This window comes from Paraburkholderia ferrariae NBRC 106233, from assembly GCF_000685035.1.
Taxonomy (GTDB): Bacteria; Pseudomonadota; Gammaproteobacteria; order Burkholderiales; family Burkholderiaceae; genus Paraburkholderia; species Paraburkholderia ferrariae.
This window is the reverse complement of sequence record NZ_BAYB01000050.1, coordinates 17,457-31,121: the sequence shown is the minus strand read 5'-3', so window position 1 is coordinate 31,121 and position 13,665 is coordinate 17,457. Positions and strand designations below refer to the sequence as shown.

The 13,665-nt window shown below is 66.8% G+C and carries 12 protein-coding genes and 1 pseudogene; 9 read left to right on the top strand and 4 right to left on the bottom strand.

Annotated features, from left to right (window positions below; all coding sequences use genetic code 11):
• The first annotated feature begins 136 nt into the window (after positions 1 to 136).
• The 6 genes from araG to pyrF all read left to right on the top strand — a co-directional run bounded on the left by araG (position 137) and on the right by pyrF (position 6,902).
• Positions 137 to 1,648 carry an L-arabinose ABC transporter ATP-binding protein AraG gene (gene araG / locus BFE01S_RS33865; RefSeq protein WP_028229313.1) on the top strand — a complete coding sequence of 504 codons (1,512 nt, stop codon included), beginning with the start codon at positions 137 to 139 and terminating at the stop codon, positions 1,646 to 1,648.
• Positions 1,649 to 1,671: 23 nt separating this feature from the next.
• On the top strand, positions 1,672 to 2,688 hold the full coding sequence (gene araH, locus BFE01S_RS33860) for an L-arabinose ABC transporter permease AraH (protein WP_028229312.1): 1,017 nt from the start codon (positions 1,672 to 1,674) through the stop codon (positions 2,686 to 2,688).
• Between the two features lie 19 nt (positions 2,689 to 2,707).
• Positions 2,708 to 3,508 (top strand): SDR family NAD(P)-dependent oxidoreductase, encoded by an 801-nt coding sequence (locus tag BFE01S_RS33855; protein ID WP_028229311.1) that lies wholly within the window; start codon positions 2,708 to 2,710, stop codon positions 3,506 to 3,508.
• Positions 3,505 to 4,434 (top strand): SMP-30/gluconolactonase/LRE family protein, encoded by a 930-nt coding sequence (locus tag BFE01S_RS33850; RefSeq protein WP_042339618.1) that lies wholly within the window; start codon positions 3,505 to 3,507, stop codon positions 4,432 to 4,434. The genes BFE01S_RS33855 and BFE01S_RS33850 overlap by 4 nt, the downstream gene beginning before the upstream one ends.
• Before the next feature lie 339 nt (positions 4,435 to 4,773).
• Positions 4,774 to 5,916 carry an aldose 1-epimerase gene (locus BFE01S_RS41305; protein ID WP_042339616.1) on the top strand — a complete coding sequence of 381 codons (1,143 nt, stop codon included), beginning with the start codon at positions 4,774 to 4,776 and terminating at the stop codon, positions 5,914 to 5,916.
• A 170-nt stretch (positions 5,917 to 6,086) separates the two neighbouring features.
• Positions 6,087 to 6,902: an orotidine-5'-phosphate decarboxylase gene (pyrF, locus tag BFE01S_RS33840; RefSeq protein ID WP_028229309.1), complete on the top strand. Its 816-nt coding sequence runs from the start codon at positions 6,087 to 6,089 to the stop codon at positions 6,900 to 6,902.
• A gap of 52 nt (positions 6,903 to 6,954) precedes the next feature.
• Here the strand turns inward: pyrF and BFE01S_RS33835 are convergent, their stop codons facing one another.
• Genes BFE01S_RS33835 through thiL form a run of 4 tightly spaced genes read right to left on the bottom strand, consistent with a single transcriptional unit; the run spans position 6,955 to position 9,672 of the window.
• Positions 6,955 to 7,491 carry a cupin domain-containing protein gene (locus BFE01S_RS33835; protein ID WP_028229308.1) on the bottom strand — a complete coding sequence of 179 codons (537 nt, stop codon included), beginning with the start codon at positions 7,489 to 7,491 and terminating at the stop codon, positions 6,955 to 6,957.
• Positions 7,492 to 7,546: 55 nt separating this feature from the next.
• On the bottom strand, positions 7,547 to 8,047 hold the full coding sequence (locus tag BFE01S_RS33830) for a CinA family protein (protein ID WP_028229307.1): 501 nt from the start codon (positions 8,045 to 8,047) through the stop codon (positions 7,547 to 7,549).
• A gap of 46 nt (positions 8,048 to 8,093) precedes the next feature.
• The gene (locus tag BFE01S_RS41300) at positions 8,094 to 8,675 is read right to left on the bottom strand and encodes a phosphatidylglycerophosphatase A family protein (RefSeq protein WP_028229306.1); all 582 of its coding nucleotides are present in this window, start codon (positions 8,673 to 8,675) and stop codon (positions 8,094 to 8,096) included.
• Entirely contained in the window at positions 8,665 to 9,672 is a 1,008-nt protein-coding gene (thiL, locus tag BFE01S_RS33820; protein WP_028229305.1) for a thiamine-phosphate kinase, read from the bottom strand. The genes BFE01S_RS41300 and thiL overlap by 11 nt, the downstream gene beginning before the upstream one ends.
• Positions 9,673 to 9,912: 240 nt before the next feature.
• On the opposite strand from thiL, the gene BFE01S_RS33815 reads away from it, so the two are divergent.
• The 3 genes and pseudogenes from BFE01S_RS33815 to BFE01S_RS33805 all read left to right on the top strand — a co-directional run bounded on the left by BFE01S_RS33815 (position 9,913) and on the right by BFE01S_RS33805 (position 13,611).
• Positions 9,913 to 12,207, top strand: a complete 2,295-nt coding sequence (locus tag BFE01S_RS33815) for an NADP-dependent malic enzyme (RefSeq protein ID WP_028229304.1) — start codon at positions 9,913 to 9,915, stop codon at positions 12,205 to 12,207.
• Between the two features lie 533 nt (positions 12,208 to 12,740).
• Positions 12,741 to 13,037, top strand: a pseudogene (locus BFE01S_RS46440) (ribonuclease); the annotation flags it as partial.
• A 16-nt stretch (positions 13,038 to 13,053) separates the two neighbouring features.
• Positions 13,054 to 13,611 (top strand): barstar family protein, encoded by a 558-nt coding sequence (locus tag BFE01S_RS33805; protein WP_028229302.1) that lies wholly within the window; start codon positions 13,054 to 13,056, stop codon positions 13,609 to 13,611.
• Positions 13,612 to 13,665: the final 54 nt, after the last annotated feature.

The following is a 13,665-nucleotide window of genomic DNA, read 5'->3' as shown; positions in this document are numbered from 1 at the left end:
CGGTCCGGACAGACGTTCGCGGGTGTTCGGGCCGGCCATTTCCTGCCGTCGGCTGCCGGTGTCGTATGTGAGGCGCACCGGCAGTGCGGCACGGCAGAACAGGTGCCTGGGGTGTATCGATTGAGAGGAAACCGAAGTGTCAGCGACGCTGCGTTTTGACAATATCGGCAAGGTGTTTCCGGGCGTGCGTGCGCTCGATGGCGTGGCGTTCGACGTGCACGCGGGCCAGGTGCACGGCCTGATGGGCGAAAACGGCGCCGGCAAGTCCACCCTGCTCAAGATTCTGGGCGGCGAGTACCAGCCGGACTCGGGCCGCATTCTCGTGGACGGCAACGAAGTACGCTTTGCCGATGCCGCCGCGTCGATTGGCGCGGGCATTGCCGTGATCCACCAGGAACTGCAGTACGTGCCCGATCTGACCGTGGCCGAAAACCTGCTGCTGGGCGCGCTGCCGAATGCGCTCGGCTGGGTCAAGCGCAGCGAGGCGCGCCGCTTCGTGCGCGAACGGCTCGCGGCGATGGGCGTGGACCTCGACCCGGCCGCGAAGCTGCGCAAGCTGTCCATCGCGCAGCGCCAGATGGTGGAAATCTGCAAGGCGCTCTTGCGCAATGCGCGCGTGATCGCGCTCGACGAGCCCACGAGCTCGCTCTCGCACCGCGAGACCGAAGTGCTCTTCAAGCTCGTGCGCGAACTGCGTGCCGACAACCGCGCGCTCATCTACATCTCGCACCGCATGGACGAGATCTACGAGCTGTGCGATGCCTGCACGATCTTCCGCGACGGCCGCAAGGTGGCCTCGCACGAAACGCTCGACGGCGTGAAGCGCGAAACCATCGTCGCCGAAATGGTGGGGCGCGAGATCAGCGACATCTACAACTACACGCCGCGCGAACTGGGCGACGTGCGCTTCGCGGTGCGCGGCGTGGAGGGCCATCCGCTTGCCGAGCCCGCGAGCTTCGAGGTGAAGGCGGGCGAGATCGTCGGCTTCTTTGGGCTGGTGGGCGCCGGGCGCAGCGAGCTCATGCAGCTCGTGTACGGCACGCACAAGCGCAGCGCCGGCGAGATCGTGCTGGATGGCAAGACCATCAAGGTGAAGAGCGCGGGCGACGCGATCCGCAACGGCATCGTGCTGTGCCCCGAGGACCGCAAGGAGCAGGGCATTGTTGCGATGGCCTCGGTTTCGGAGAACATCAACATCAGCTGCCGCCGGCACTTTCTTCGCGCGGGCATGTTCCTCGACCGCAAGAAGGAAGCCGAAACGGCGGACCGCTTCATCAAGCTGCTGAAGATCAAGACGCCGAGCCGCCGCCAGAAGATCCGCTTCCTCTCGGGCGGCAACCAGCAGAAGGCGATTCTTTCGCGCTGGCTCGCGGAGCCGGACCTGAAGGTCGTGATTCTGGACGAACCCACGCGCGGCATCGACGTGGGGGCGAAGCACGAAATCTACAACGTGATCTACCAGCTCGCGGCACGCGGCTGCGCGATCGTGATGGTGTCATCGGAATTGCCCGAGGTGCTGGGCGTGTCGGACCGCATCGTGGTGATGCGCGAAGGCCGTATTTCGGGCGAGTTGCCGCGCGGCGCGGCGAGCGAACACGCGGTGCTGGACCTCGCGCTGCCTAAGCGCGCGCAGGCCATGGCTGCATGAGTGGACGGGGAGGAGTGACTGAAATGCAAGCGAGAGAAAACCTGGCGGCCGAGGCCGCGAAGAGTGTCGCCGACGCGCTGATTCCGCAGGCGAGCGACAAGCAGAAGTGGTGGCAGCAGATCACCGAGTACAGCCTGATCGTGATCTTCGTGATCATGTTCGTCGTGATGTCGCTGACCGTCGATCACTTCTTTTCGATCGAGAACATGCTGGGCCTCGCGTTGTCGGTCTCGCAGATCGGCATGGTGGCCTGCACGATGATGTTCTGTCTCGCCTCGCGCGACTTCGACCTCTCCGTGGGCTCCACGGTGGCGTTCGCGGGCGTGCTGTGCGCGATGGTGCTCAACGCGACCAACAGCACGTTCGTGGCGATCATCGCCGCCGTGGCGGCGGGTGCTGCAATCGGCTTCGTGAACGGCGCGGTGATTGCCTACCTGCGCATCAACGCGCTGATCACCACGCTCGCCACCATGGAGATCGTGCGCGGTCTCGGTTTCATCGTCTCGCATGGCCAGGCGGTGGGCGTGTCGTCGGATGCGTTCATCGCGCTCGGCACGATGGCCTTCTTCGGCGTTTCGCTGCCGATCTGGGTCACGCTCATCTGCTTCATCGTGTTCGGCGTGATGCTCAATCACACGGTTTATGGGCGCAATACGCTCGCCATCGGCGGCAATCCGGAAGCCTCGCGTCTCGCGGGCATCAACGTCGAGCGCACGCGCGTCTGGATCTTCCTGATCCAGGGCGCCGTCACCGCGCTCGCCGGCGTGATTCTTGCCTCGCGCATCACCTCGGGCCAGCCGAATGCGGCCGAAGGCTTCGAGCTGAACGTGATCTCGGCCTGCGTGCTGGGCGGCGTGTCGCTGCTGGGCGGCCGCGCGACGATCTCGGGCGTGGTGATCGGCGTGCTGATCATGGGCACGGTCGAAAACGTGATGAACCTGCTCAACATCGACGCGTTCTACCAGTACCTCGTGCGCGGCGCGATCCTGCTCGCGGCGGTGCTGCTCGACCAGTTGAAGAACCGCGGCGCACGCGACTAACTCTCAAGGAATCCGAACGATGTCGTCTCCCGCCAATGCCGTCGCGCGCCACGCGCACGAGCCTTACGCGCGCTACCCGAGCCTCGTCGATCGCGTCGTCCTCGTGACGGGCGGCGCGACCGGCATCGGCGCGGCCTTCGTCGAGCACTTCGCCGCGCAGGGCGCGCGCGTGGGCTTTCTCGACATCGATACGAGCGCGGGCGTCGCGCTGGCGGATTCGCTCGGCGACTCGCGCCACAAGCCGCTTTTCGTCACCTGCGATCTCACCGATATCGGCGCGCTGCGCGCGGCGATTGCCGACGTGAAAGCGGCGTTCGGCCCCATCGAAGTGCTGCTGAACAACGCGGCGAACGACCGCCGCCATGCGCTCGCGGACGTTACGCCCGAGTCGTTCGACGAAGGCATCGCCGTGAACGTGCGGCATCAGTTGTTCGCCACCCAGGCGGTGGTCGAGGACATGAAGGCCGCGCGCGCGGGCTCGATCATCAACATGGGGTCGATCAGCTGGATGCTGAAGAACAGCGACTATCCCGTGTACGTGATGAGCAAGTCGGCGGTGCAGGGCCTCACGCGGGGCCTCGCGAAGGAACTCGGGCCCTATGGCATCCGCGTGAACACGCTTGCGCCCGGCTGGGTGATGACCGACAAGCAGCGGCGCCTGTGGCTTGACGACGAAGGCCGCGAGGCCATCAGGCGCGGCCAGTGCATCGGCGCCGAACTGCTGCCCGAGGATCTCGCGCGCATGGCGCTCTTCCTCGCCGCCGACGACAGCCGCATGATTACCTCGCAGGACATCGTCGTGGACGGAGGCTGGGCATGAACGCAAAGACCGATGCAGATGCAAATGCAGACGCCGCCGCCACGGCGGCGCTGCTGGTGGATGCCCGCAACCTGCTGGGCGAAGGCGCGACCTGGTGCGCGCGAAGCGGCCGCCTTTACTGGACCGATATCGAAGGCGCCAGCCTGTCACGCTACGACCCGCGCGACGGTTCGCACGTCACGTGGGAGATGCCGGAGCGGCTGGGGTGCTTTGCGCTGTGCGAGGACGAAGGCACGTTGCTGCTCGGGCTCGCCTCGCGGCTGGCGTTCTTCGATCTGGCAACGGGCGATCTGGAAACGATCGTCGCAATCGAGCCGGACCTGAATACGCGTGTGAACGATGGCCGCTGCGACCGCCAGGGGCGCTTCGTGTTCGGCACCAAGGACGAGGCGGCGCTGGTCCAGACGATAGGCGGCTTTTACCGCCTCAACCGCGACTTGACGCTGGAGCGCCTGCCGCTGCCGGCGCCGGCCATTTCGAACAGCATCGCGTTCAGCCCGGACGGCGCGACGATGTACTACTGCGATTCCCCCACGCGCCAGATCCGCGCCTGCGAGTACGGCGCCGATGGAACGATTGCAAACGACCGCGTGTTCGTCGCGCTTGCGGATGAAACGGGCGTGCCGGACGGCTCGACCGTCGATGCCGATGGCGGTCTCTGGAACGCGCAATGGGGCGGCGAGCGCGTGGTGCGCTACGACGCCGGGGGCCGGGAAACCGCGCGCGTAAAGATTCCCACAGCGCAGCCAAGCTGCGTTACGCTCGGCGGTGCGTTGCTGGACACGCTTTACGTCACGAGCGCGCGCGCGGATCTCACGGCCGAAGCGCTTGCGCGCGACGTGCATGCGGGCGGCGTCTACGCTGCGCCGGCCGGCCGCACAGGCGTTGCCGAGCCGCTCTTTCAGGGCAGCCGGCGGCGCGGTTGAAGGGGCGGCGGTGCGCCTTTCTGGTGCATCGTTTGCGCCCCGCCGCATGCGGGTTCACGCTTCGTGGGCTGTGCAGATCAAGGGATGGACGTTGCGGTACGGCAACAGTTGCAGCGGTGGGAGGAGATGGCCGGTCCGCAGCCGACTTTGCCAGGACGAGTAAAAGAACAAGCACAAGAAGAGCGTAAGAAGACGGTAAAAAAGAGCACTAGAAGGGCACAAGAAGGGTGAACACAAGAAGCGGTCGCCCGCGCCATGAGATTGGATCGGCGCATCGGCAGACCGCCCGTGAGCCGCCTTCGCCGGCGGCGACAATCCATGCCTCTCGAGGAGCATCCAATGAGCGTCCCGAATTCCGCCTTGCGTCAATCTCTGCGTTCCACCGGCGCGCCGGCCGCTGCGCGCCGTGCGCGGCTGGAGGCCGCCACCCATCCTGTCATGCCCGGGCCCAGTACTTCGGCCGTTGCCATCGGCGCGGCCGGCACCGGGGAAGTGGATTGCGTGACGCTTGCCAATGCATACCTGAGGCTCGACGTCGCACCGCAGCTCGGCGCGGGCATCACGCGCTTCGACTGGCGCAGCGAAGGGGCTCTCGAACCCGTGTTTCGCCGCTGCGAACACGTGAGCGCCCGCATGGACCCCAACGAACTCGCGTGCTATCCGCTGTTGCCGTGGTCGAACCGCATCGCGGCCGGGCGCTTTCACTTCGGCGGCCGCGATATCGAGGTGCCCTGCAATCGCGCTGGCGAACCGCTGCCGATTCACGGCGACGGCTGGCTCGTGCCGTGGCAGGTGGAGCAGGCCGACCGCGAGCACGTGCGGCTCGTGCTCGACCACAGCCGGGGCGAGCCCTATGCCTATCGCGCGGCCATCACCTATGCGCTCGACGGCGCGACGCTCACCATGAAGCTCGAAGTGGAGAACACCGGGCGTGACGCGTTGCCGTTCGGGCTGGGCGTGCACCCCTTCCTCGCGCGCGACGCGAGCACCGAGCTTTCGGCCCCGGCAAGCGGCCTGTGGCTCTCGGGCCAGGACTGGCTGCCGGTGCGGCATGTGCCGGCGCCGCCCGCGTGGCAATTCGGCGTGGCGTACCCGCTGCCCGAGACCCTCGTGAACCACGCCTTCAGCGGCTGGAGCGGGCGCGCGGCCGTGGTGTGGGAGCGCCGGCGGCTCTCGCTGTCGATCTGTGCGAACACCGACTACTACGTGCTCTACACGCCGCCGGGCCAGGACTTTTTCTGCTTCGAGCCCGTCGATCATCCGATCAACGCGGTGAATCTTTCGGGCGGGGGCGGCGCACACGGCATGACCGTGCTCGCGCGCGGCGAGCGGCTCGTGCGCGAGTTCAGCTTCAGCGTCGAGCGCATGGACATGCGGGCGGCGGCCGGTGCGCACCGCAAGGCCCCGCGCGGCCGGGGCCGGGGCCAGGCCGCCGGCGCACGCGACGGCAAGGGTGCGCGCCTGCGCGCGGAAGCGCGCTGAGGGCCTCCCTGGGGGCAGGCGCGCGAAGCGCGCGCCTGAATTCATCCCGGGAGAGCGGTGGCCGGGTGCCGGTCCGGCGACGGCGCGCCGCCCGGTTCCGCAAGCCGCGCAAGCAAGCCGGGTAAAATACGCGCCGTTTTCTCCTCAACGGCTCGCCGCGACCCTCCACCATGACCTCTTTCTCCCAACGCCTCGATGCTGCCTGGCAGCGCTCCGGCTCGCTGCTGTGCGTCGGCCTCGATCCCGAGCCCACGAAATTTCCCGCCGCACTGGCCGGCCGCAGCGACGCGATTTTCGAGTTCTGCCGCGATATCGTGGATGCCACGGCGCCTTACGCATGCTCGTTCAAGCCGCAGATCGCGTACTTCGCCGCGCATCGCGCCGAAGACCAGCTCGAAGCGCTGATTGCCCACGTGCACGAAAAGCATCCTGGCCTGCCGGTCATTCTCGACGCCAAGCGCGGCGACATCGGCAGCACCGCCGAGCAGTACGCGCGCGAAGCATTCGAGCGCTTCAAGGCGGACGCGGTAACGGTGAACCCCTATATGGGCTTCGATTCGATCGAGCCGTGGCTCGCGCACAAGGGCAAGGGCGTGATCGTGCTGTGCCGCACGTCGAATCCCGGCGGGTCCGATCTGCAGTTTCTCGACACGGGCGGCAGGCCGCTCTACCAGGTCGTGGCCGACCTCGCGGCGAACCAGTGGAACGCCAGCGGCGACCTGGGCCTCGTTGTGGGGGCAACGTTCCCCAGGGAGATCGAGGTCGTGCGCGGCATCGTGGGCGATATGCCGCTCCTGATTCCGGGCATCGGCGCGCAGGGCGGCGATGTCGAGGCGACCGTGCGCGCGGGCCGCACGGCTAACGGTACGGGCATGCTCATCAATTCCTCGCGCGCCATCCTCTACGCGGGCAAGGGTGAGGACTACGCGCAGGCGGCTGCAACGGCTGCCAGAGAGACGCGCGACAGGATCAACGCGTATCGTTAATCCGACGAACGGCGTGTCTTCGGGCACGCCGTTTTTTCATATGGACTGCTGATCAATCCCGCCTGGTCACCGCCGCGGGCTTGCCGAGCAGTTCGATGATCGGGCGATGCAGCGGAAACTGCGCGGCCAGCTTCTCCGTATCCGCGATTTCGAATTCGCCGAACTCGAACCCCGGCGCCACCGTGCAGCCCACGAGCGCCCACGTGGACGGATCGCAGCAGCGCGCCGCGAACCAGTGCCCTGCCGGCACCACGGCCTGGAAGACCGTGCCGGGATGATCGAGCGCGTGGCCGAGCTTGCGCGTGAAGAGCACGCCGCGCCCGTCGATCGAATGGATCTCGATGGGCGAGCCTGCATAGAAGTGCCAGAGTTCGTCGGAGCGGATGCGGTGCCAGGCCGAATAGGCGCCGTCCGAAAGCAGGAAGTAGATCGCCGTGGAGGCGGCGCGCGTCCCCTCGGCGGCCGGTGCGCCTTCGCGCAGCACGAACTTGTCCGCGCGATAGGTTTCGCTGTAATACCCGCCCTCGGGATGCGGTTCGAGCCCGAAGCGGCGGATCAGCGCTTCGACGGCGGTGTTCGTGTTTGCCATGGCGACAGCCTCTTCAGTCGGTGTGCGGGCGCCGCCCGGCAGGCCGCGTCCGCGTTCAGCGTTCCTGTTCTTCGATCAGTGCGAGCAACCCGCGCAGGGCGTGCGTTGCGGCCTGCACGCGGATCTGCTCGCGATCGCCCTTGAAAACCAGCGTTTCGACGCTCGTGTGCAGCCGGTTGCTCCAGCCGAAGCACACCATGCCCACGGGCTTTTCGGGCGTGCCGCCGCCCGGCCCGGCCACGCCCGTGATCGATAGCGAAACCTGTGCCCGGCTGTTGGCGAGCGCGCCTTCGGCCATCGCCCGCGCGACGGGCTCGCTCACGGCGCCGTGCCTGTCGATCAGCTCGGGCGGCACGCCGATCATTTCGCTTTTCGCCTGGTTCGAGTAGGTGACGAAGCCGCGTTCGAACCAGCCGCTGCTGCCCGAGATGTCGGTGATCGCCGTGGCGACCATGCCGCCCGTGCAGGACTCGGCGGTGGTCAGCATCAGGCGGGCGTCGCGCAGCTTGTTGCCGGCGCGGATGGCGAGTTGGTGGACGACGGAATCGGTAGGCATTGCAGGTAATCCAGTGAGCGTGGAGCGGGGCGGTGCAGCCGTCCCGTCAAACCGACATGCGCCAGAGCGCAATCACGAGCAGCGTGAAGAACGCGGCCACGAGGTCGTCGAGCATGATGCCGAAGCCGCCCTTGAAGCGGCGTTCGAGGTAGCGGATGGGCGGGGGCTTCACCATGTCGAAGAACCGGAAGACGACGAACGACCACAGCTTGCCCGTGAAATCGACGGGCGTGATCATGAGCAGCACGAGCCAGAACGCGACGATCTCGTCCCACACGATGCAGGAGGGGTCGTCGGCGCGCAGTTTCCTTGCCGTGTAATCCGTGATGAAGATGCCGGCGAGGTAGCCCGCGACGATCAGAAGACCCCAGTCGAGCACCGTGAAGTAGCGGTTCAGCACCTCGAACGCGGCCCATGCGAACAAGGTGCCGGCCGTGCCGGGCGCGAGGCGCGAGAGCCCCGAGCCAAAGCCGAGCGAGACGATGTGGAGCGGGTGCGTGAGCATGAACGGCGCGTCCGCCCGGCGCGGGCCTTTGGGAGCGGCCGGGCCGGGTGTCGAAGCGGCGGCAGCCGGGTGCGCCGCCGCGGCGAGATCGTCGGCGGGCGTCGGCGTGGGTTCAGTCTGCATGAAAGTGGTCGAAGCCTTGCAACGTCAGGTTGAGCGGCGCGCCGGTGCCGTCGTGCCACGCGATCGTCGTTGCCGCGCGCGATACATCGGCCGGGTCGAGGGAAGTTATTGTACCGATGCGCGTAACGCCCACACCGGCCTGTTGCGCGGCTGCCTCCACGGCGTCGCGCGCCGCGGCCGGCGCGGTGAAGCACAGTTCGTAATCGTCGCCGCCCGCCAGCGTGCATTGCCGCTGCACGGCGAGCGGCAGGCGCGCGAGCGCCGCGGAGCGCGGAATCGCATCCACGTCCACGCGCGCGCTCACGTTCGAGCGTTCGAGAATGTGCGCGAGGTCGCCGGCGAGGCCATCGGAGATGTCGAGCGCCGCGCGCGCGACGCCCCGCAGCGCGAGACCGAGCGCGACGCGCGGCTCGGGCCGTTCGAGCGCCGCGCGGAACACGGCCGCGTCGGCGGCATCCGCGTGGGCCATGCCGGGCTCGCCGCGCAGCACGCCAAGCCCCGCGCGGGCGTCGCCGAGCGTGCCGGATACCCAGATGTCGTCGCCGGGCCGGGCCGCATCGCGGCGCAGTGCGAGATCCTGCCGCACCGAGCCGAACACCGTGAGGCACAGGTTGAGCGGCCCCGCGGTCGTGTCGCCGCCCATCAGTTCGCAGCCGTAGCGGTCGGCCAGTTCGAAGAGCCCGGCGCTGAAGGCGGCGAGCCAGTCCTCGCGCGGCTTCGGCAAGGCGAATGCAAGAGTGAAGCCGAGCGGCGCGGCGCCCATGGCGGCGAGGTCGGAGAGGTTCACGGCCAGCGCCTTGTGGCCGAGCGCGTGAGGATCGACATCGGGCAGAAAATGGCGGCCTTCCACGAGCATGTCGGTGGAAATCGCGAGCATCTCGCCGGGCGGCGGCGCGAGGAGCGCGCAGTCGTCGCCGATGCCGAGTGCGGCGCGGCGCGTGTTCGCGCGGGCGCGCCTGGCGAAATACCGGTCGATCAGGGAGAACTCGGAAAGCATGTCGAAAGGGTGAGGGATGGAAGAAGCGGGCCGGGGCCCGGATCGCAGCGGCGTCAGGCGAGCACGATGGGCACGAAATGACCGACACCCCCGGCACCGCGGACACCGCCGCGTGCGGCACTATTTTGGCGCCATTTCAGTCGTGGCACCTGCGCCCGAACTGTAAGGAATCGTGCCCCGGAATGGCGCTACAATGCTTTGGAGTCCCCATTCTAATCTGCACTTCACACTTCCCCGCCCATGTCGAATCCCGCCACGAACAAACTCCGCGAAGCCGCACTCGACTATCACGAGTTTCCCACCCCCGGGAAGATCGCCATCGCGCCCACGAAGCAGATGATCAACCAGCGCGATCTTTCGCTCGCGTATTCGCCGGGCGTGGCGTTCGCGTGCGAGGCGATTGTCGAGAATCCGCTCAATGCGGCGCGTTTCACGGCGCGCAGCAACCTCGTGGGGGTGGTTTCGAACGGTACGGCCGTGCTGGGGCTCGGCAACATCGGCCCGCTCGCCTCGAAGCCGGTGATGGAGGGCAAGGCGGTGCTCTTCAAGAAGTTCGCGGGCATCGACGTGTTCGACATCGAACTCAACGAGTCGGACCCGCACAAGCTCGTCGATGTGATCGCCGCGCTCGAACCCACCTTCGGCGGCATCAATCTGGAAGACATCAAGGCGCCCGAGTGCTTCATCGTGGAACGCGAAGCCCGCAAGCGCATGAAGATTCCGGTCTTCCACGACGATCAGCACGGCACGGCCATCGTGGTGGCGGCAGCGTTCACCAATGGTCTGAAGGTCGTGGGCAAGGACATCAAGGACGTGAAGCTCGTCGCCTCGGGGGCGGGCGCGGCGGCGCTCGCCTGTCTGGACCTGCTCGTGGATCTCGGCCTGCCGCTCGAAAACATCGTCGTCACCGATCTGGCCGGCGTGGTCTACAAGGGCCGCACCGAACTGATGGACCCGGACAAGGAGCGCTTCGCACGCGAGACCAACGCGCGCACGCTCGCCGAAGTGATCGAAGGCGCGGACATTTTCCTCGGCCTCTCCGCCGGCGGCGTGCTCAAGCCGGAAATGGTCAAGCAGATGGCCGCGAAGCCGCTCATCCTCGCGCTCGCCAATCCCACGCCGGAAATCCTGCCCGAACTCGCGCTGGAAGTGCGCCCGGACGCGGTGCTCGCCACCGGCCGCACCGATTACCCGAACCAGGTGAACAACGTGCTGTGCTTCCCGTTCATCTTCCGCGGCGCGCTCGACGTGGGCGCCACCACCATCACGCGCGAGATGGAAATCGCGGCCGTGAATGCGATTGCGGGACTGGCGCGCCAGGAGCAGAGCGACGTGGTGGCGACCGCATACGGCATCCACGACCTGCAGTTCGGCGCCGACTACCTGATTCCGAAGCCCTTCGATCCGCGCCTGATCGTCAAGATCGCGCCGGCCGTGGCGCAGGCAGCCATGGATTCGGGCGTGGCCACGCGTCCGATCGAAGATATGGACGCTTACGTTCAGCACCTCCAGCAGTTCGTCTACCACAGCGGCACGACGATGAAGCCGATCTTCCAGATCGCGCGCGCCGTCGAACCGGAGAAGAAGCGCATCGTCTTCGCCGAGGGCGAAGAGGAGCGCATCCTGCGCGCGGTGCAGATCATCGTCGACGAAAAGCTTGCGAAGCCTATCCTGATCGGCCGCCCGGCGGTGATCGAGCAGCGCATCGCGCGCTACGGCCTGCGCCTCGTGGCGGGGCAGGATTACACGGTCGTCAACACCGACCACGACGAGCGCTACCGCGACTTCTGGCAAAGCTACGCGAAGCTGATGGCGCGCAAGGGCATCACGCATCAGATGGCGAAGCTCGAAATGCGCCGCCGCACCACGCTGATCGGCGCGATGCTGGTGGAGCGGGGCGAGGCCGACGGCATGATCTGCGGCACGATCAGCACGACGCACCGCCATCTGCACTTCATCGACCAGATCATCGGCAAGCGGGAAGGCTGCAGCGTGTATGCCGCGATGAACGGGCTCGTGCTGCCCAACCGCCAGATCTTTATCGTCGATACCCACGTCAATATCGACCCGACGCCGGAGCAACTGGCCGAAATCACGATCATGGCGGCGGAAGAAGTGCGCCGTTTCGGCATCGAGCCGAAGGTCGCGCTGTGCTCGCATTCGAACTTCGGTTCGAGCCTCGCACCTTCGGCGCAGAAGATGCGCGACCTGCTGGAACTCCTCAAGGAGCGCGCGCCCGACCTGCAGGTGGACGGCGAAATGCACGGCGACGTGGCGCTCGACGCGAACCTGCGCCGCGAGGTCCTGCCGGAATCGACGCTGGAGGGCGACGCCAACCTGCTCATCATGCCGAACATCGATGCGGCGAATATTTCGTACAACCTGCTGAAGACGGCCGCGGGCAACAACATCGCCATCGGCCCGATCCTGCTGGGCGCGGCGAAGCCCGTGCACGTGCTGACGGCTTCGGCCACGGTGCGCCGTATCGTCAACATGACGGCGCTTCTGGTCACGGACGTGAACGCGGCGCGCTAAGGTAAGGGCCGGCGCGCCGGTGGCCGAGCTGGCGGCACGGTTGCGTGCCGCCGAAGGGGCCGCAGGCCCGGCAATCATTCGATCGCTCTGAAAAAAGAGGCGTGCCCGCAATGGGCACGCCGGTCGGGCCGCCATTTCCCCGCAATGAGAGGTTGGCGGAGCCCGCGGCCGCCGTTGTTGCGGGCCCATTTTCGCGGTGCCTGACCATTGTAAAATTTACCAATCCGGCCATCGCGCACCGTCAATACCCCTATATTCCGGCCCGGCGAACGTTGCTTCCAGGGGGCTTTAGCGATACCCTTACACCTTTCATGGTCGTCGAACGCAGGAACCAACGAGCGGGAATCGAGTCGATGGCGCGCATGGGGCTGCGTAATCTGGGGCACGATGGGGTGGCTGAACCTGCCCGCCTAAGTCGTTGTTTTGACAGTATTCGCCGCGTGGCGACGGTCGCAACGCTCTGTGCCCTGGCAACGTTTGCAACGGTAGCCAGCGACTGCGCGCAGGCGCGAAGCACACCCAGCGACTACGCCGCAGCCGGCGTCGGCACGATCGCGGTTGGCCAGTTGCCGCCGGAAGCGGCCAGCACGCTCAGCCTGATCGGCGCGGGCGGACCTTACCCGTACGAGAAGGACGGCGTGGTGTTCGGCAACTTCGAGCGGGTCCTGCCGCCGCACCGGCGCGGCTACTACCACGAGTACACGGTGCCCACGCCCCGCGCCCGCAACCGCGGCGCGAGACGCATCGTTTGTGGTGGTCCGCTGCGGCAGACGGACAACTGCTACTACTCCGACGACCACTACGCCAGTTTTAAGCGAATTGTTGAATGACACCGGGAAGAGCGGCATGAGCGATAACATCTACGCGCACGACCCGCGGGTCGCGAGCGATCTGTTCGCGTCCGGGGACGGCAACCTGTTCCAGCGCGTCATGCAGATGAAGCATAACGAGCAGCCTGAAACCGCGCGCGGCGAGGGCGGCGCGCAACTCTCAAACGAGGGAGGCATGAGCCTGTTCTCGACCGTTCCGCCGAACATCGTCCAGTCGATCCGTGCGTTCCGCGTGCAGGATCTGCACGACGAGGCGCAGCGCCTCCAGCAGCATTTCCTCTATGCCTACTGCGCAACGGCGCAGAGCAAGCAGGAGGTGCTCGAAACCATCTCCACGTCGTTTCTGTTTCCGAAGCATTTCGGCAAGAACTACGACGGCCTGTACGACTGCCTCACCGACCTGGTGCAGAAGGCCGGCGAGCAGCCCGGCTTCGTGGTCGTGCTGGACGGTCTGCCGATCGCCCAGAAGTTCGACAAGGACGGCCGCGAGACGCTGCTGGACGTGTTCCGCGAGGCCTCCGAATACTGGGCCGAGCGCAAGGTGCCGTTCCGCGTTTTTTATTCGTTCGCCTGACGCTTGTCGTCAGCAGTCCGTTGGAATGTCGTACGCGGGTTGTGGTCCGGTTGT

Excerpts from the sequence above, each read along its gene's own strand:
- BFE01S_RS41300 (WP_028229306.1), bottom strand. The coding sequence starts at position 8,675 with ATGCAGACTGAACCCACGCCGACGCCCGCCGACGATCTCGCCGCGGCG.
- BFE01S_RS33815 (WP_028229304.1), top strand. The coding sequence starts at position 9,913 with ATGTCGAATCCCGCCACGAACAAACTCCGCGAAGCCGCACTCGACTAT.
- BFE01S_RS33855 (WP_028229311.1), top strand. The coding sequence starts at position 2,708 with ATGTCGTCTCCCGCCAATGCCGTCGCGCGCCACGCGCACGAGCCTTAC.
- BFE01S_RS41305 (WP_042339616.1), top strand. The coding sequence starts at position 4,774 with ATGAGCGTCCCGAATTCCGCCTTGCGTCAATCTCTGCGTTCCACCGGC.
- thiL (WP_028229305.1), bottom strand. The coding sequence starts at position 9,672 with ATGCTTTCCGAGTTCTCCCTGATCGACCGGTATTTCGCCAGGCGCGCC.
- BFE01S_RS33850 (WP_042339618.1), top strand. The coding sequence starts at position 3,505 with ATGAACGCAAAGACCGATGCAGATGCAAATGCAGACGCCGCCGCCACG.
- pyrF (WP_028229309.1), top strand. The coding sequence starts at position 6,087 with ATGACCTCTTTCTCCCAACGCCTCGATGCTGCCTGGCAGCGCTCCGGC.
- BFE01S_RS33835 (WP_028229308.1), bottom strand. The coding sequence starts at position 7,491 with ATGGCAAACACGAACACCGCCGTCGAAGCGCTGATCCGCCGCTTCGGG.
- BFE01S_RS33805 (WP_028229302.1), top strand. The coding sequence starts at position 13,054 with ATGAGCGATAACATCTACGCGCACGACCCGCGGGTCGCGAGCGATCTG.
- araH (WP_028229312.1), top strand. The coding sequence starts at position 1,672 with ATGCAAGCGAGAGAAAACCTGGCGGCCGAGGCCGCGAAGAGTGTCGCC.
- BFE01S_RS33830 (WP_028229307.1), bottom strand. The coding sequence starts at position 8,047 with ATGCCTACCGATTCCGTCGTCCACCAACTCGCCATCCGCGCCGGCAAC.